General features: G+C 40.4%; 10 protein-coding genes and 1 tRNA gene. 7 read left to right on the top strand and 4 right to left on the bottom strand.

Going from position 1 to position 18,874, the window contains the following annotated elements; genetic code table 11:
* The first annotated feature begins 10 nt into the window (after positions 1-10).
* The 6 genes from ACM0OP_RS16100 to ACM0OP_RS16075 all read left to right on the top strand — a co-directional run bounded on the left by ACM0OP_RS16100 (position 11) and on the right by ACM0OP_RS16075 (position 7,973).
* A complete protein-coding gene (locus tag ACM0OP_RS16100) occupies positions 11-2,143 on the top strand; it encodes a S8 family peptidase (protein WP_414529435.1) in 2,133 nt (710 codons plus the stop codon).
* A gap of 178 nt (positions 2,144-2,321) precedes the next feature.
* Positions 2,322-3,173, top strand: coding sequence for a crotonase/enoyl-CoA hydratase family protein (locus tag ACM0OP_RS16095; RefSeq protein ID WP_414529434.1), 852 nt, complete (start codon positions 2,322-2,324; stop codon positions 3,171-3,173).
* 262 nt (positions 3,174-3,435) lie between these two features.
* Positions 3,436-4,344, top strand: coding sequence for a CHAT domain-containing protein (locus ACM0OP_RS16090; protein WP_414529433.1), 909 nt, complete (start codon positions 3,436-3,438; stop codon positions 4,342-4,344).
* 212 nt (positions 4,345-4,556) lie between these two features.
* The gene (locus ACM0OP_RS16085) at positions 4,557-4,703 is read left to right on the top strand and encodes a CHAT domain-containing protein (RefSeq protein WP_414529432.1); all 147 of its coding nucleotides are present in this window, start codon (positions 4,557-4,559) and stop codon (positions 4,701-4,703) included.
* Positions 4,704-4,798: 95 nt separating this feature from the next.
* A complete protein-coding gene (locus ACM0OP_RS16080) occupies positions 4,799-5,626 on the top strand; it encodes a DUF2207 domain-containing protein (RefSeq protein ID WP_414529431.1) in 828 nt (275 codons plus the stop codon).
* A 73-nt stretch (positions 5,627-5,699) separates the two neighbouring features.
* A complete protein-coding gene (locus ACM0OP_RS16075) occupies positions 5,700-7,973 on the top strand; it encodes a caspase family protein (RefSeq protein ID WP_414529430.1) in 2,274 nt (757 codons plus the stop codon).
* Positions 7,974-8,166: 193 nt separating this feature from the next.
* On the opposite strand, the gene ACM0OP_RS16070 is transcribed toward ACM0OP_RS16075, so the two are convergent.
* Both ACM0OP_RS16070 and ACM0OP_RS16065 read right to left on the bottom strand, forming a co-directional pair.
* On the bottom strand, positions 8,167-13,323 hold the full coding sequence (locus tag ACM0OP_RS16070) for a tetratricopeptide repeat protein (RefSeq protein WP_414529429.1): 5,157 nt from the start codon (positions 13,321-13,323) through the stop codon (positions 8,167-8,169).
* A 285-nt stretch (positions 13,324-13,608) separates the two neighbouring features.
* A tRNA-Gly gene (locus ACM0OP_RS16065) sits at positions 13,609-13,679 on the bottom strand.
* Between the two features lie 174 nt (positions 13,680-13,853).
* Between ACM0OP_RS16065 and ACM0OP_RS16060 the strand changes: the two genes are divergently transcribed.
* Positions 13,854-15,182, top strand: coding sequence for a GTPase family protein (locus tag ACM0OP_RS16060; protein WP_414529428.1), 1,329 nt, complete (start codon positions 13,854-13,856; stop codon positions 15,180-15,182).
* A gap of 73 nt (positions 15,183-15,255) precedes the next feature.
* On the opposite strand, the gene ACM0OP_RS16055 is transcribed toward ACM0OP_RS16060, so the two are convergent.
* Together ACM0OP_RS16055 and glyQ are read right to left on the bottom strand one after the other, a co-directional pair.
* Positions 15,256-17,610 (bottom strand): ComEC/Rec2 family competence protein, encoded by a 2,355-nt coding sequence (locus tag ACM0OP_RS16055; protein WP_414529427.1) that lies wholly within the window; start codon positions 17,608-17,610, stop codon positions 15,256-15,258.
* 207 nt (positions 17,611-17,817) lie between these two features.
* Entirely contained in the window at positions 17,818-18,696 is an 879-nt protein-coding gene (glyQ, locus tag ACM0OP_RS16050; protein ID WP_414529426.1) for a glycine--tRNA ligase subunit alpha, read from the bottom strand.
* Positions 18,697-18,874 lie beyond the last annotated feature (178 nt).

Raw genomic sequence — 18,874 nt, 5'->3', positions numbered from 1 at the left:
AAAAATCTCTATGAAACGCATCACAACTTGCATTGTCCTCACTGGTTTTATTTGGTCTGGCTTGGGTATATTTTCGATGCCAAAACGGATATCTGCAATTGCTCAAGTACAAGAAAACGATGATTTATTTTACCTGTATAAAGGGGAACGTATACCGCTAAATCAACGGCAAGATGCGATCGCCGTATCTTTTAAAGATTTACCTCCCACTCGCAGTTTAGGGGCAGCCACACCTCTATATCTGCAACTCCAACAAGATATCCAGCGCAATGTGCGATTAACTACACCAGCCATAGTCAATCCTTTGGGCGAAAACTATGCTGTAGTCACTGTGCCACAGTCGGCGGGAAATGTTGTACAGCAAAGTATTCAGCAGCAACCCTATGTACAAAGCACCTTACCTGTGCTGAGTCGCAGTGACGAGCAAGATGTAATTGTTTTACCTAATGAGATTATCCTCAGCTTTGACCCTAAGTTATCAGAAAGCCAAAGAACGGAAATTTTACAGCAAAATAATTTAGAAGTTGTGCGGAAATTACGCTTTCATCGCGATCGCTATCTGGTTAAATCTACAGTTGCATCAGGTGCAGAAGTTCTCAGTGTTGCTAACCAACTCACCACGATTAAAGGTATAAATTCTGTTTCACCTAATTTTGTGCAGTCTATCAGTAATAGAAATCTAGAAACGACTGTTCCACAAGTCCAGAGCATGGAACAATGGCAACTGAGTAAGACTATACCCAAAACTGTGGCTCAAGTGAATCGGGAAACTACACCCCAAAGCAACTTATTAGGTTTAGCTTGGCATTTGGACAGCACACCCATGCAACAATGTCTACAGCAGGATATACCTAATTGGGATGCTTTACAAAGCTGTTTACAAAAACCCCAGACTACAACTAAATCTGCTATTCCTCGCACAGATATCCGGGTCAAAGAAGCTTGGAAAAATAGCAACGGCGGACAGGGTGTAGTTGTGGCAGTTTTAGATAGTCTAATTCAGTGGAATCACCCTGATTTGATAGATAGTTTGTATACAGTGCAAGCATCTGATAAATGTCCGGGAGAAGTTCACGGCTGGGATTTTTCTAATGGTGCTAATAACCCTGACCCTTGTAAAATTGGTGATGCTGATACTCGTATCAATCCTACAGAACTGGCAATTTTGGGGTCACAATTTCAAGATACTTTTAAATTATCCGATGCCAAATTAGTTCAGCAATATCCACGAGAGTTCGTCAATTTGAGACGACGATATCCAAATGCGTCACTAGAAGAAATCGCCAATGCTTTACGTTACATAATCCGCACTAACCGAGTCGGAGGCGAATTTCATGGTACTCAAGTGAGTGGTACTATCGCCGCAAAGCCGAAAAATGGTCAAGGATTAGTAGGTGTAGCACCCAACGCTCAAATTTTACCAGTGCGGGTATTTGGGCTAAATGATAGTTTTAATCCTGTGACTTATATTGAAGCCTTGGGCTATGCAGCTGATCGCGGTGCTGATATCATTAATCTTAGCTTGGGTACAATGTTGCCTAGTGAACAAGAAGAACAAGCGATCGCTGACATTCTCAAAGCCTATCCTAACTTGGTAATTGTCGCCTCTAGTGGTAATTCTAACCATGACCAATCAGCTTACCCTGCGGCTTATCCAGGAGTCTTAGCTGTGGGAGCAACTAATTTCAGGGGTCATCGTGCGCCTTATAGTAATTATGGAATGAGATTAGATGTAGTTGCACCTGGAGGAGACTTAGGTACACCAGGATTGTTAGGTGGAATACCCGCCACAGGGGGAACATGGCTAAGTGCTTTTTGGCAAGGGATACCAAATCCCACGTCCCGTTGGTCTGCTGTAGTTGATTCTAGAGGTAAATATTGGTGGGTACAAGGCACATCTTTCTCCGCGCCAGCCGTTTCTGGGGTTGTGGCCTTAATGAAAGGAGAAGATCCTCAAAGAAGATTGAACCGCGATCGCTTAACTGATATCCTCAAATCTACAGCCAGTTATCAAGGGCTGAGTATCTCCGATGAAGATATCAAATCCTACGGTTCAAAATCCGAAAAAATTCAACAACACCTCTTTGGTAGAGGACTTGTTAACGCAGATGCAGCAGTGCAAGCTGTGAAAACCAAACGCTAAATTTTCACCCTCAGCGAATTTATCCCAGAAACTCCCCTCTTCGTTTACCGGGAGGGGTTGGGGTAGGGCGCGAAACATCACCTTAATCTCACCCAGAGGCGCAGAAGAGGAAAGGAGAATTTTGCATAACCTCAATTGCGTGAAAAATATACTAACTTGTAGATATAAACAGCACATTATGTTGCATTACGAAGATAAATTTGAGGAATTGGAAATTTCTCTGGACATATCTAAAGCTATTTACTGGTTGAATTTCCAGCCTAAATTTCGCCCATGCTTTACACCTAGCCTACTAACTGATATACAAAAAGCATTTAATTCTATTCGTAATTTATGTTCTACAGATAGTGAAAATCCTCCCATCAAATGGTTGGTTATTGGCTCTACAATCCCAGGAATTTACAATTATGGAGGAGATTTAGAACTATTTATCAATCACATTCGCAAGCAGAATCGAGAGGGTTTACAGGCTTACGCCCATCAGTGTATAGAACTAGTCTATAATTTATCCACTGGAGCTAATCTGCCCATGAATAAAATTGCCTTGTTAGAAGGTGATGCCCTCGGTGGTGGCTTTGAGGCTGCTTTGGCGTGCGATTTTATTATTGCCGAAAAACAAGTCAACATTGGTTTGCCTGAAAGTACATTTAATTTGTTTCCTGGAATGGGAGCATATAGTTTTCTTTCTCGTCGGATTGGTTCTCAAAAAGCCAAAGCTATGATTTTCAGTGGTCAAATTTATAAGGCGACAGAACTTTGGGAATGGGGTGTGATTGATATGGTAGTTGAGGAAGGAACCGGAAAACAAGCTACTCTCGAATTTATTGAAGGTAGGCAGAAGTATTACAACAGTTATCAAGCGATGAAACAAGTGAGTAATGTTGTACAGCCTGTCTCCAAATCAGAACTGATGACTATTGTAGAAATTTGGATTGATGCCACACTCAATCTTGATTTGGCTAATGTTAGGAAAATGGAAAAACTGGTTTCCTCTCAGCTAAGGAAATGGGGAAAAATCCATAAATTATGAATGTAAAAAAAGAGTTAATAACAATAGCTTAAAATATGGTAAGCTTTAGGCAATTAACAAAATGAATGAAATTATTTCTCTTTTAAAACATTCATAAAAAATCTCTATTGATACCAATTTTCCTTAACAATGCACTGATTGTTTAAAAGCTCAAATTATCTTCTTCCTTGGCGTACTTGGCGGTATGCGCTGCGCGCACGCTACGCGAACGTTTCATAAAATAAAGTGCAACTTCATAAATTGGTCTGAGAAAAATCTAATCTTGTTGAATTTATACTCAACGCCATGTGCGACTTTACCTGATTTAAACCACACAGCAACTGATGAAGATGAGGTGAATTATCAACCGTTACTCATTAACCATGAAATTGTTCACTTACCTTCCATGACCGCTATTGCTACTCAAAGACAAGCCCTCAAAGGTCGCAAAAGCGCCCCCAAAACTCTAGCTGTGTTGGCTGACCCAGTATTTTCTGCCGATGACCCACGACTTCAAGGTAAAAGCCTGAATGCTGAAAATGACCTGAATTTCAGTTTAGACGAATCTGCCCTACAACGCGCCGCCAATAATCTTAACCGTGAGGTGTGGCCTCGACTTCCCGGTACACGAGAGGAAGCTAAGGCAATTTTACAAATGGTGTCCCCCCAATCAAGTCTGCAAGCGTTTGATTTTGATGCTAATTTCAATTGGGCAACAAAACCGGATTTATCTCAATATCGATATGTACATTTTGCTACTCATGGTTTTGCTGACCCCAAAAACCCGGAGTTATCAGGTATTGTCCTGTCTTTATTTAATCAAGCCGGTGAACCAGAAAGAGGGTATCTGCGATTAGGCGATATTTTTAACTTGAATTTACCAGCAGATTTAGTGGTTTTGAGTGCTTGTGAAACGGGTTTGGGTGGCAATATCAATGGTGAGGGTTTAGTAGGATTGACAAGGGGGCTAATGTATGCGGGTGCAGAACGCTTGGCTGTGTCTCTCTGGAAGGTGGATGATAACGCCACTGCCCAATTGATGCAAAAATTTTACCAGCGAATGTTACAGAATGGTGAAGCGCCGAATGTGGCTTTGCGTCAGGCGCAGTTGCAGATGTGGGAGCAAAAGGAAGATAAATGGCGGAATCCTTATTTTTGGTCGGGGTTTATTGTTCAAGGTGAATGGCGTTGATATTTCACTTAGAGGAGGGGAGAAAAAGTAAAATTGCATAACCTCAAAACTAATAGAAGTATATTAACTCGTAGGATAAATCAGCGAATTAAGCCAGATATATGAACAAGCGAGTTAAACACTCAATACAGTATTGATAACTGTACAAATTTTTTCCCACTTATTAAGGAATGCAGCTTTATCGATAAGGGACAGCAGAATCACTTCTGTTGATGCAGACATTTTATCGGCAAATATTACAGCAGGGTGAATCGCCGAATGTGGCTTTGTTTCAGGCGCAGTTGCAGATGTGGGAGTCGGATAACCGGCGGAATCCTGATTTTTGGTCTGGGTTTATTGCTCAAGGTGAATGGCGTTGATGTCTCACGCAGAGGCGCAAAGGAAGAAATACAGATATCAGCTTTATAACCGCAAATAGTTTGGATTGTTTACAGTATATCAAGGGTAATTAATTATGTACCGTAAGTTAATTCACAGAGTGTTTTTATTTTGTATCACTCTTGTTATTAGCCTAGTTTTTGATGCTCACCATGTTAAATCTCAAGATTTACCTTTCCATTGGGATTTGATTAATGTTGATATTGCTGTGCAGAATAACGGTGATATGTTAGTAAGTGAAACTCAGAAGTACACCTTTAATACAAATTACAGTAATCAACGTTATCGCTACATTCCTTTGGCTAAAGTTGATAAAATCACTGATGCTTCTGTGTCTGAGAATGGTCAATTGCTCGCCAGCGAAACGGGGATTGAAAATAATCAATTCTGGATTCGTTGGCGGCATGAAATGAACCCACCGGCTAGTCATATTTTTACATTAAAATATCGTGTTATTGGTGGTTTACACGTTGATGAAAATGTTGCCCAAGTATATTGGAAAGCCATCTTTGCTGACCGTAAAGCCCCTATCAAACAAGCTACAGTTACAGTAGAATTTCCTGAAGAATTGGCTGCGGGTATCCAAAGTTTTCAGAGTTTTGGGGTTCCTGCTAATGTCCGCCAAGTTGATGCTAAAACCATTGAGTTTATTTCTCAAGAAGTTATAGAACCAAAAAAAGAGTTAGAAATTCAAGTGAAATTTAATCGTACAGGTACTGATATTAAAGTCCCTGAATGGCAAACTTCGTCTAATGGGGGTAACTGGGGGGGCGGTATTTTTGCAGTAATTATACTTTGGATGGTTATTTTCGGTAAAACAGACGAAAGTGGTGGCGGCGGTGATGGTGGCGGCGGCGGCGGTGGCGGTGGCGGTGGTGGTGGCGGCGGTGGCGGTGGCGGTTAAAAAGGAGAAAGTTGCATAACCCCAAATATTGCAGAAATATAGAGAAACAGCAAACGTTGAATAAAAAACTGCTATGTCTCACATTAAACGCCGTCAATTTCTGCAATTTTCTGGTTCTGCATTGGCAACTCTAGGTATTAGCCAATGGGATATTATGCAGCAGGGCGATCGCTATAATCAAGTTCTCGCCCAAAATACCCCCCGTAAACTGGCGCTACTGGTGGGTATTAATGAGTATAGTAATGGTATTCCAGCTTTGTCTGGCTGTGTTAATGATGTGTTGATGCAGCAGGAGTTATTAACTTACCGTTATGGTTTTAACCGCCAAGATATCCTAACTTTGACGGATAAACAGGCTACTCGTGAAAATATTCTCACGGCTTTTGCAGAACATCTCATCAAACAAGCTAAACCGGGGGATGTGGTGGTGTTTCACTTCTCTGGACACGGTTCACAAGTCCAAGACCCCGACCGCGACTCCCCAGATGGTTTAAATAGTACGCTGGTTCCTATCGATGGTCATTTACCTTTGGGCCATCCTTTTGCAGGCGGCCCTGTGGAACACATTATGGGACATACACTGTTTTTACTCATGTCTGCATTGCAAACAGAAAATGTCACTTTTGTTTTAGACTGTTGTCACTCTGGCGGTGGTACAAGGGGAATTTTCCGGGTGCGGTCTATTGATGGTGGTTCTCTTCTTGAACCTAGTCCCACAGAACTTGATTATCAGCGTCAGTGGTTGGGAAAACTGGGGATGTCTCCCCAAGATTTTATCAGAAAACGTCGGGAAAATATCGCTAAAGGTGTGGCGATCGCCAGCGCTAGGCGCGAACAATTAGCACTTGATTTCCCCTTTGGTGATTTTAGTGCAGGTGCATTTACCTATTTATTTACGCAGTATCTTTGGCAACGCGCCGCTAATGAACCTGTAAGTAGAGCGATGTTAAGTGTTCGTCAAAGTACAAACAGTTTAGCTTGGCAAAGAGGAATTATCCAAAACCCACAATTGGAAACAAATCTCACTCCAGAAAATGCCAATGCACCAGTTTATTTTATCTCTCAGCGCACACAACCAGCTGAGGCTGTAATTACTCAAGTTCAGGGTAATAGAGTGCAACTATGGCTGGGAGGACTTGATTTAGGTAGTTTAGAAGCCTTCAGTAATAACCCCTATCTTATCGCTTTAGATGCTAACGGCAATCAAAGAGGATTAGTCAAGTTAGAATCTCGTCAAGGATTAGTAGGACAAGGTACACTGCAAACCACTACACGTCAAGGGACAGGACTAGAACCTGGGACAATTTTACAAGAACGTATCCGCAGTATTCCTGATAATTTAACTTTGCAAATTGGTATTGATAATTCTTTAGATAATCAGACAGCACAACAAGCAAGGCAAGCCCTACAAAAGATACCACGTATTCAACCCCAACCTGTAAGAGAGCAACAATTACAATATATTTTTGGGCGAATGACTAGAGATAGGTATCAACAATTACAGAAACAGCGAGTTTCTGATTTACCAGAAGTGGGTACTTTTGGTTTATTTTTACCCAGTTTAGAGGAAATTCTGCCTCAATCTTTTGGTAAAGCCCAAGAAACAGTCACTGAAGCAGTACAGCGCTTACAACCAAAATTAGGCTCTTTACTAGCAGCGAGAATTGTGAAGCAAATGCTAGGGAACACTAATTCATCCCAAATCAATATTACTGCTTCTCTGAATTTGGCAGAAGACCAAAAATTAATTAGTCAAACTTTTACTACTCGTGGTGCAATTACCAAAAATACACAACCAACTAATCAACCAGTACCAGTTTCTGTTGTGAATAATCATGTTGGTATTCCTCAATTACCAGTAGGGATAGAAGTTACTTTTGCAGTAGAAAACCGGGAAAATCGTCCCCTATACGTAACTATTTTAGTCATAGATGCGGCTGGGAATATGAATGTAGTTTTTCCTTTTGATTGGGGTGTTATCGAAAGTGCAACCATCATCCAGCCTATGCAAAAACGGGTAATTCCCCAAAGCGATGACGGTTTTAAACTCACTATTGGCGAACCTTTTGGTATTTCCGAAGTGCTGATTCTTGCTAGTACAACGCCTTTACGCACGGCTTTACAAACCTTAGAGAAAATAGCAGTCACCAGAGGTTTGGAAAAAACACGTAGTCCGATTTCAGTGAATGATGAAATTTTGGATTTAACTAATAATTTGCTGAATGATTTAGACGCAGCTACACGGGGGGAGATTAACGTAGAAGGAATAGCATTACCAGCCGGAGTTCGTGGTATTGATACTCAAAGATTAGCAGCAATGGCGATCGCATTTGAAGTAGTGAGTTAACCCCCGTGGGGGGTGCTGACAGGTGTGGGTAGAAATAATATGCAGCCTCACAAAGAATTGGTATTAACCCATTCCCTAGAAACAAGAACTACACAAATGAAACCCTTATTTTTCTCTGAGTCCGCGTAGGCGGACTTTGTTTGTGTAGCCGCGATTTCAATCGCCAGGACTGTATTCTGTTCCCTATTCTCCCTTACAAATGATTACCAATTAAAATAAAAGGCGACCAATAATAAGGATGAGAATAACCCACAGCACGACTTTGATTTCTAGAAGGTGCATTTGAAGGGTTAACTACAATTGAACGGGTTTCCCTCTCAGATGTGCCACCCAAAGCACCATCACCATGTAACAAATGTAATTGAGCTTGACGCAAAGCTGCAATCTTGGTGGGAGTATCTTCATTAGCCAAATGACTGTAAAATTTCTGCATTAATTTACTTGTGCTGGCATCATTAACTAGCCATAAAGAAGCTATCACAGCTTGAGCTTTATTTGTCCCCAGAAAATAGGAACTAATTCCCGCAATTTCTATGCCATTTTGATTTGCACCACCCCGCGCCGTTTCACAAGCAGATAGCACTACTAAATGAGTATTATTCCAATTTTGTAACAGATTAATTTCTGCAATGGGTAACTGATCACCATTACCTAATAATAAGTAAGACGCTTGAGGATTTTGGGGGACAAATTTGCCATGTGTGGCGATGTGGAGAATTTTTTTACCTCCCAGGTTATCTCGCAAAGACTCCCAGGTAAATTCTTGGTTGAGAAACTTTAAGCCGGGAAAAATACCTGGAGATTCTTTGGTTTGTGTGCGGACAATGGCATTTAATTCCGGGATAACGTTAGATAAAGCTGGAAAACCTGACTTGGCTTCGGACAAACCCAAGGCTAATACAGGCGTATTTTCTATATTGGCGGGTAAGCGATCGCTCATATTCGTTAACCCCGCAGAAATCACAGTAGATATGTTATAGTTTTCCACCAAATACTGCTCACCATCAAACAAAGCATTCAGAGGAATATAGCGGGTAGAACGGTCGAGAGAAAACACTAAATTTTCAATGTTATTCGCTTTAATTTCTGCCTCTATAGGTTTCACCAACCAGTCATAGAGAATTTTCCCAGTAGCTTTAATTTCCGCCACATCAGAAGAGGGAGTTTCTAATAATTTCCGAAACTTTTCCACAGTTGCATTGACTTGGGCTTGTCCTACAGTTTCCACTTCTACTGCGCGGATAATTACCCCTTGAGATGCCCACATTATCCAGATTTTATCTTCTAATACCAAAGGATAAATTAAAATCGTGCTGGGTTCTGCGACAATTTTTTGAGCAGCATCGAGAAAATTACCCGGATAAATTAAATTTGGGTCTCTACCGTCATATTGTTCTTCAATTTCTTGCAACCTTTGGGCAAATTCCCGGTTTAAATTATCCCGTTGATTTCGCATTTCCTTTAATTGAGAACATTGTTGACGTTCACACTCATTCACCCGTTGACCAAAAGCAATTAAAGTCCCCTGATTTTTTTGAATTTCAATTTCTTGGGGTGTTAATGGTAATTGGGCTTTTTCCTCTTCTCCCGCAATAAAGTCACTAATTTCTTGTACCTTCAATAATTCTAAAACTTGCTGGGCTTCTGTATTCCGCCCTTGGGCTAATAATAATCCTGCTAATTCCCGATAAATATCAGAGATTGTGACTCTATCAAAATCATAGATAGCATTGAGAAACGATTTTTGCAACTGTGGAGGTAAACCTTCAATATTACCTCTAATAGCTTCAATTTGATTCACATATTGTTTATAGTAATTAATCGCCATGAGTGGCTGATTTAAATCCCGATAAACACGAGCCAAACGACCATAAACACCAGCATTTTCAGCCCCAGGAATTTGATGCTCCAAGGTAATTGCTAAAGCTTGTTTATAATGAGTAATTGCTTCTTGTTTTCTGCCAAATTTGTGATGTAACCTGCCTAAAAATGTGAGGGCGTTTTTTTCAAATACTGGGTTTTCTACTTGGCGGGCGAAGGTTAAAAAGTTTTGGGCATTATTTAGGGCTTTTTGGTCATTACCCAACTCTCCATAACCAATACTTAATAACATCTGTGAAAGTGCTGTTAACAATGGGTGATTAAATTCCTGAGATATAGTTAAAACTTGCTCACTCAGTGCAACTGTTTTTTGATAATTCCCTTGAGACCAATAAGCACTACCCATCCCCAATAAAGCTACACCCTCTCCTAAACGATTACCCAATTGACGGGTAATTTCTACAACTTGCTGAGATAACTCAATCTTTTTCTCGTAGTCCCCCAGTTCACTGTAAATAGTCGCCAGAGTGAACAAAGGACGTAGTTGTAGAGGTGGGCTTTGCAGTTGTTTAGCGATATCTAAACTTTTTTGTGTCAACTCCAAAGCCTTTTGATAATTATTTTGGGAACTATAAATACTACCTAATCCTTCTAAAGCTTTTGATTCCAACGCCGGATTTTTCAGTTCTTGTGCAATTACCAAACCTTGCTCGACTAACTTTAAACCTTGTTGATAATTTCCAATAGTATTATACGCACCACCTAAATTAATTAATAACTCTGCCTCTACACGACGGTTATTTGTTTTTTGGAAATAAGTTAAAGCTGGTTCAGCTACTGCAATTACCTTGTTTGTTTGTCCTAGTGCATTATAATTTTCGCTTAATAAAGATGCTGCAATTGATTTATCTGAGAAATTGTTTGATTTATCGGCGATATCTGACAGTGCTTGTGCAGCCTCAATGGATTTTTCCCATTCTCCCTGGAAGTGATATATTTGGCTAAGTTCAGATAAAGCTAGAGATTCGTGCGAGGGATTCTTTTGTGTTCGCGCTAAAGTGAGGGCTTGATTAGCAGTTTCTAAAGCTTTTTGCAGGTTGCCTAAATTTACGTAGGCTTGAGACAATTGAGTTAAAGAATTTGTTTCGTTGCTTCCTAATTTCTGTTCCTGAACAACTTTGAGGCTGGCTTGAGCAAATTCTAATGCTTTGGTGTAGTTGCCTTGGTTGGTGTAAATATTTCCTAGTTTAGATAAGGCACTTTCTTCTAGATAAGGGTTTTCTAATTGTCTAGCAATAGTTAATGATTTTTCCCCTAATTGTAAAGCTTGATCATGATTTCCTTGTTTCGTTTCAGCGTCGCTCAACCTCAGTAAAGCTTCTGCTTCCAGTTGGGGTAATTTAATTTCTTGGGCAATGCTTAAAGCTTCTTGAATAAGTGCCATAGCTTGGGGTAGATTTCTAATCCGATCATAAAATCTAGCTAAAGTTAACAAACTATCGACAATTAATTCTGGTTTTTCTAAGGTTTTTGCTAATTGCAAAGCCTGTTGAGAAATATCGATTGCTTTGTTAAATTCGCCAATTGAGTTATAACTTAAAGCGAGTAAATTTAAGTAGCGCAGTTTTGTTTGTAAAACTCTAGGTTCTGGTTCAATTTGCTGAAATATAGCTACAGCTTGCTCTAATTTTTCAATAGATTTTTCAAAGTCTCCAATGGTGCCATAGGTTCCACCTAAACTAGCTAAAATTGTAGCTTCTTGAAGTTTATCTGTTTGTAAGCGCGCGATTTCTAATTGTCGCAACCTGACAGCTATACTTTGAATCTGATCTCCTGTGTCGTTGTAAACATTAATAAAAATATTCAGAGCTAAATTTTCACTATCTAAATATTTATTTTCTCGCGCAATACTCACAGCTTGTGTTAAAAATTCCAGGGCTTTTTCATTTTCATTTAACTGATGATAAGCTTGTCCCAAATGAGTTAAAGCCGTGACTTGTGATTGTGTATCTGCCAGCTTTTGGGATAGGTTTAATACTTGTTGAGCTACTTCTATTAACTTATTTGCTTCCGCTTTGGCTTGAACATACAAACCCTGAGTTCTTGCAGTTGATACTTTTAGAACATATTTCCAACTAATTTGTCTGAGAATTTCTAGCTGTGCTGGTTCATCGGCAATTTCTTGGCTAAGAGCTAATGCTTGTTCATAAATTTCAATAGACCGTTCAATATTTCCTAATTGCGAATAGCTACCAGCCATTAATGAAAGAATCCGAGACTCTTGTGATTTATTGTCAGGGATAGTTTGGGCAATAGCTAATGCTTGCTGAAAAGTTTCAATTGCCTGCTCATCTTTATTCTGGTTTAAAGAGTAATTTCCTGCTATGAGAGCAAGAATATTAGCTATTAAAGGTTCGTCTTTTATTTCTTGTGCAATCACTAATGCTTGTTGATACAATTCCACAGCACGAGCATTATTTTCTTGCTCCTCGTAAATTCTTCCTAATCCGACATAGCTAACAGCCATTAATGAAAGAATGTGAGACTCTTGTGATTTATTGTCAGGGATAGTTTGGGCAATAGCTAATGCTTGTTTTAACAATTCAATTGCCTGCTCACGTTTATTCTGCTTTAAAGAGTAATTTCCTGCTATGAGAGCAAGAATACTAGCTATTGAACGTTGGTCTTTTATTTCTTGTGCAACTACTAATGCTTGTTGGTACAACTCCACAGTACGAGCATTATTTTCTTGCTCCTCGTAAATTTGTCCTAATTGCAATAAAGTGAGCGATTCCCCAAGTTTATTACCTATTTCTCTCTGTATCACTAATGCTTGCTGAAAAAATTCGTTTGCTCGTTCTAAATTATTTGAGTTTGAATAAAGTATTCCAATTCTACCCAAGGTGTTACCTTCACGGTATCTATTTTTAATCGCGCGATTAATGGCTAAAGCTTGCTGCAAATTTTCTAAAGCTTGGGGATAGTCATCCAGCCACAAGTAAGTAAAACCAATATTACTCAATGCCAGAGCTTCACCTTCTCTATGCGCAACATTTCGGAAAATTTTTAAAGCTTGTTGGTAATATGATAAAGCCTGAGTATCATCATCTTCTAGTCGGTAACTTGTGCCAATATTATTTAAAGTTTCCCCAATTCCAGCTTGTTCTCCCAATTCTTGATATAGAGATAAAGCTTGTTGCAAAGTTTCCCGGGCTTGGGAAATTTGACGTAAATCATTATACAACGCACCGATAGAATTGAGAGTTGCGGCTTCTCCTGATTTATCTTGTAGTTGTCGCCGCATTACCAACACTCGCTGATATTTTTCCAGCGCCTCGGCTAAGTACCCTTGACGGTCTAATTTTCTGGCTTCTGCAAACAGCGTATCTGCTTCCGTTGTAGAATTTTGTGTGAGTAACAACTGGGGTGAACTGGTAGCGGGTTGAGAATTAACTACCCCTAACCCTACGGAGGAACTCAGAGTAAATGCGATGGTGACACAAACCAGATGTTTGAAAGCGTTAGACATGACTAACTCCTGAGATATATAGTAACAGTCTATTCAATTGTTATATAGTTCTGGAATCTATCCAGCTTATGCAAAATTATTGAGTTTTACTCTAAAAATGATGTACTCATTATTTTTCCTCGCCAAATTTTTCTATGTCTATTTTTTGTGGAGTATTATTCTATTGTCTCAATTTGTTGGCTCAGGTTAGCGCATATCTGAATTTTTAGTCCCTGCATCCAGCCAATATGAGGAATCTTTATAATAAAACAACTCCATAAGATTTATCTCATAGAGTTATTTTTAAGCGGGCGGCGGGAATCGAACCCGCATTATTAGCTTGGAAGGCTAAAGTTTTACCACTAAACTACGCCCGCAAAATAAGGCATTATTGATTTTTTGAGATCGTCTAACGTGGGAACCTTAAACAATATACGTTTGTATATTTGGGGTTGCACACAGACTTAAATCAATTATAGCAGAAAATAATGTAATTGCACAACATAATTTTCACAATATTTTCAGTCCAGTCTTTTTGCTAGTATAAACAAATGAAGCAGACATCTGATGATCACCAGGACTCACTTGATTCCGAGCAATTTACCCCCCCGACGGATGATACAGCCAAGTTGACGAATACTGCTTGGTTAAAAGGGATTACGAACATCTGGAATCAGACTAAAACCAGCTTAGTTAAACGCGTACCCTTAGAGCAAATAACACAAACTATCATTCGGTGGTTTAGTGTGAGTGAAACTCAGGTGGCAGAAATTTTAGCCACAGTTAGAGCCGAACTCCCAACCACAGAAGCCTTGCTCATTGGTAAGCCTCAAGCTGGTAAAAGTTCAATTGTGAGGGGATTAACCGGAGTATCTGCTGAAATTGTGGGTCAGGGATTTCGCCCCCACACTCAACATACTCAGCGTTACGCCTATCCTTCCAGTGAACTACCATTGCTGATTTTTACTGATACGGTGGGACTGGGAGATGTGAATCAGGATACTCAAGCAGTTATTCAGGATTTGATTAGTGATTTACAACAGTCAAGCAGCCGCGCTAGAGTCCTGATTTTGACCGTTAAAATTAATGATTTCGCTACTGAGACATTGCGGCAAATTGCCCAACAATTACGTCAGAAGTATCCAGAAATTCCCTGTCTGCTGGCTGTTACCTGTTTACATGAACTTTATCCCCCCAGTACCGCCGATCATCCTGATTATCCACCAAACTATGAGGAAGTCAACCGCGCTTTTACAGCCATTGAGCAAGATTTCACCGGATTATACGATCGCTCTGTCCTCATCGATTTCACTTTAGAGGAAGATGAATATCATCCTGTATTTTATGGATTAGAAGTATTACGGGATTCTCTTGCAGGATTACTTCCAGAAGCAGAAGCACGTGCAATTTATCAGTTACTAGACGATGCAGCTGGTAAGCAACTGGGGGATATTTACCGGGATGCTGGTCGGCGTTACATCCTACCATTTTCGATTATGGCAGCGGCCTTGGCGGCTGTGCCATTACCATTCGCTACCATGCCAGTTTTGACTTCCTTACAAGTCTCAATGGTAGGTCTGCTAGGTAAATTATATGGACAAACGGTGACTCCATCCCAGGCAGGAGGTGTTGTCAGTGCGATCGCAGGCGGTTTTTTAGCACAGGCTATTGCACGAGAGTTAATCAAATTTGTGCCTGGTTTCGGTAGCGTTATCGCTGCTTCTTGGGCTGCTGCTTACACTTGGGCGCTGGGTGAAGGTGCTTGTGTTTATTTTGGTGATTTGATGGGTGGTAAGAAACCCGATCCTGAAAAAATTCAGGCGGTGATGAAAGAGGCTTTTCAGAAGGCACAGGAAAGGTTTAAAGGTATAAAGAATTGATTGCAGGAGAGATTTACCAAAAACCATATCTAAACAACATCTTGGCTGCTATTGACAGATTTATCGGTTGTGATCAAAAAACCGCAGATTTACTTTCCGTTGCTTGCACAAATGCCTCAAATTGACCGTTAGGAGTCCATTGGATAGCACCATCCTCTCTAGTCAAAAATAGTTGTGTCTGGTTTTGACTCAATTCAGATAATGTTCTTGCGTCAAGGTTCGCATGATAGGCGATCGCTACCTCTGGCTGAAACATTTGTACTAAAGCTCTTAAAGACTGAGGGCTACACCACAGCACTTGCGGACGCACCAAAGTTCCTGATTTAACTAGCTGTTCCACTTCTTGAGGCTTAACATTCCCCACTAATAGCCAATTCTGACCTTGAATTTGAAATTGTAAAATAGGTAACTGCTCATTAATTAACTGAGCAACCACTGAACCAATATTGACTGTTTGACCTGCTGCTAAGGGTTGGTAAACTCCTTGTTGCTTTTGGACTGCTTGTTGAATTGCCTGAATAGCAGTGGTAGTTTTGAGATTGGGTGAATATTCATAAAAATTTTTGATTGGTAAACCTTGCAGCACTTCTAACCAAGAATTACTATCCTGATATTTAAAATTACTAGCGATCGCCCAATCTATTTGATTAACTCCTTGTTCGTGGAGAAACGGTAAAATAGTAAACCGTCCAGTCCCCTGATCACCACTATTAATTAGTGTCACCTTACCTCGATCTTGAATAACTACAACTGGTTCTGTACCTGCTGCTAGCACCGTAATTCTAAATAATGTATTTGCAGAATACCAAAATGGGATAACTACCAAACTAATAGCTATCAAACCTGCGAACCACCAGCGTTTTTGCCACCAACCTATTAGCCAAACCGAAATAACCAATGCATATATAGCTAGTAACTGCCAAGTAGAGATACTGCCCAGACTGAGAGAATTACCAGGCAAGTTACTAAATAATTCGACTAACTTAATTAACCAATCAGCAGGATAATATAATACACCAGCTAAAGCGCTACCACCCTCCGGCCAAATTAACGCTGCGATCGCACTGATAATTCCACCTATACTAATCGTTGCAATCAAAGGTGTACTGATGATATTTAGTAGCAAACCATAACCAGGCATCACCCCAAACACAAAAAGTTGCAGAGGTAAAGTCCAAATTGTCGCAGCCAGGGGAACAGCAATTAAAGATGCGATCGCCAATGGTAACCAATCCAAGCGTTTTACAACTGCCGGAACCGTCACAATTAACCCTAGTGTCGCCAAAAAACTCAGTTGAAAGCCTAAATCCCATATCCATAGAGGGTTAATTAACAATAATATAGTTGCCGCTAATAGCAGAGAGCCAAATTGTCTTACCCTTCTTTTTAATAGCAAACCCACTAACGCCGCAAAACCCATAATTACAGCGCGCAGTACCGAAGGTTGCAATCCAGTTAAACTCAGGAAAATAATTAACGCCAAACAGCCAGAGGTAAATTGTATCTTTTTAGACGCATTTCTTGTTAGCTGTAAGATCAAACCCAAAACCAAAGAAACGTGAAATCCTGAAGCAGCCAAAGTATGCGCCAAACCAGCCTTTACAAACAAATCACGGATATCGTGAGGTAAATCCACCGCCCTACTACCCAAAACCATTGCACTTACAAGCGGTCCCGCCGGAACACCTAACCAACGAACCTGCGATCGCACAATGCGTTGCCGAACTTGCCACCATCCCCACTGCCTTTCTTCATACTGATCCAGAAAATTAATCTGTCTTCCCGTCAAACCAGCAAAAATGCCTTGTTGCTTCAGAAACTTCTGAAAATCAAAAGCACCAGGATTGGATGCTGTTCTTGGCTGATATAAAACTCCAGTCACAGCAACCTGTTGACCAGGATATAAACCAGTAGCCTGAAGCATAGGCACAGTCACATATAACTTCCCCGTCACACCTTTAGGCACATCTACGGGGCCAGTTTCATTCTTTACTTCATCTACCTGACTAGCAGCCAACAAAAATTGTCCTCGCCCACTGCGCGTCAAACGGGGATTACTTACCACCTCGCCACGAACCATTACCAGTTGTTGATTACTATTATTTTCTGACGCAATAAATGTACTAATATCTTGTTCATCTGGTTGTGGCGATCGCCATTGAAAATAGACCGTTGCTAACAAACCAACCAACCCAGCAACTAACCATATTCTAGAATTGGGAGTATTTTCCCAAAAATTAGCACTTCCTTGTGGCTTACTGCCATAATTTTCTGATTTATGAGTAAATTGACGTATTCTGGGTTTTCTAAATACAACAGCCCCAATTATCCCCAAACCTAAAATCCAAAAACCACCCCCAGGTATTGTGGTCAAAAGCAATCCCAGAATAAACCCAAGACATATAAATACACCACTTATCTGAATCATAATTTACTTGTATAAAAACTTATTTACGCAAAGCCATAGTAGCGATCATCTCAATAATTATCCTGAAATCAGTATATTTTACAGTTCATTTACAGACTTCCAAATCAAACAAAATCTCAAAATATATGATAAAGCGGGCAAGATGCCCGCCAATGAGCAGGGAAAACAAGGAAAATTAAAACTCCTCATCTTCCTGAGCCACAGAAATCAAACAGTTTGACCTCTCATTAAAGGAAAACCCAACTTTTCCCGTTGCTCAACATATAGATGAGCAACCTTCCGAGCCAAATGACGAATCCTGCCAATGTAACGAGTTCTCTCCGTCACCGAAATTACACCTCTAGCATCCAGCAAGTTGAACGTGTGCGAACACTTCATCACATAATCCAGGCTTGGTACAACCAACCCCCGCTCAGTTAATTGAGTAGCTTCCTGCTCATATAAATTAAACAATGTCAGCAGCAAATCGGGATTTGACCCTTCAAAATTATAAGTACACTGCTCAATCTCACTTTGCAGAAACACATCACCATAAGTAATAGTATCCGTCCAATCAATCTTAGTAATTGCCTCCACCTCCTGGAGATACATCACCAGACGCTCTAAGCCGTAAGTAATTTCAATCGACACAGGACTACAATCAATTCCCCCACACTGTTGGAAGTAAGTGAACTGAGTAATTTCCATCCCGTCTAACCAGACTTCCCAACCAGTACCCCAAGCTCCCACCGTTGCATCTTCCCAATTATCTTCCACAAACCGAATATCGTGGTCTTCTGGACGAATCCCCAAAGCCCTCAAAGAATCAAGATAAATTTCTTGAATATTATCCGGCGAAGGCTTAATCAGAACTTGGTACTGATAATAGTGTTGAAAACGATTGGGGTTTTCTCCGTAGCGCCCATCAGTAGGACGACGACAAGGTTCAACATAGGCAACAGACCAAGGTTCCGGCCCCAATGCTCTTAAAAATGTATGCGGGTTTTTTGTACCTGCTCCCTTCTCAATATCGTAAGGCTGGGCGATCAAACAACCTCTTTCACCCCAAAACTGATGCAATACAGTAATCACAGATTGAAAATTCACGCTCTACCCTCCCTGAATCCGCAACGTGCATAAATCATTGTTGCCTACAACCTAGCACTGTGGAGAGTTTCAGAGGTATGAAAAAATAAATCTGAAATAAATTAAAAAAAGAGTTGACAAAACTATGTGCGCTCGTTATATTAGATAAGTGCCTGAGAGACGAGCGCCAAAGAGCGGT

This window comes from Nodularia chucula CCY0103 (assembly GCF_963923915.1).
In the GTDB taxonomy this organism is placed as follows: Bacteria; Cyanobacteriota; Cyanobacteriia; order Cyanobacteriales; family Nostocaceae; genus Nodularia; species Nodularia chucula.
The sequence above is the reverse complement of the archived record's forward strand: the minus strand, read 5'-3'. Positions and strand labels throughout refer to the sequence as shown.

Bases quoted from the DNA above. Each gene is read 5' to 3' on its own strand.
- ACM0OP_RS16055 (WP_414529427.1), bottom strand. From the start codon at position 17,610: ATGATTCAGATAAGTGGTGTATTTATATGTCTTGGGTTTATTCTGGGA.
- ACM0OP_RS16100 (WP_414529435.1), top strand. From the start codon at position 11: ATGAAACGCATCACAACTTGCATTGTCCTCACTGGTTTTATTTGGTCT.
- ACM0OP_RS16060 (WP_414529428.1), top strand. From the start codon at position 13,854: ATGAAGCAGACATCTGATGATCACCAGGACTCACTTGATTCCGAGCAA.
- ACM0OP_RS16075 (WP_414529430.1), top strand. From the start codon at position 5,700: ATGTCTCACATTAAACGCCGTCAATTTCTGCAATTTTCTGGTTCTGCA.
- ACM0OP_RS16095 (WP_414529434.1), top strand. From the start codon at position 2,322: ATGTTGCATTACGAAGATAAATTTGAGGAATTGGAAATTTCTCTGGAC.
- ACM0OP_RS16080 (WP_414529431.1), top strand. From the start codon at position 4,799: ATGTACCGTAAGTTAATTCACAGAGTGTTTTTATTTTGTATCACTCTT.
- ACM0OP_RS16085 (WP_414529432.1), top strand. From the start codon at position 4,557: ATGCAGACATTTTATCGGCAAATATTACAGCAGGGTGAATCGCCGAAT.
- ACM0OP_RS16070 (WP_414529429.1), bottom strand. From the start codon at position 13,323: ATGTCTAACGCTTTCAAACATCTGGTTTGTGTCACCATCGCATTTACT.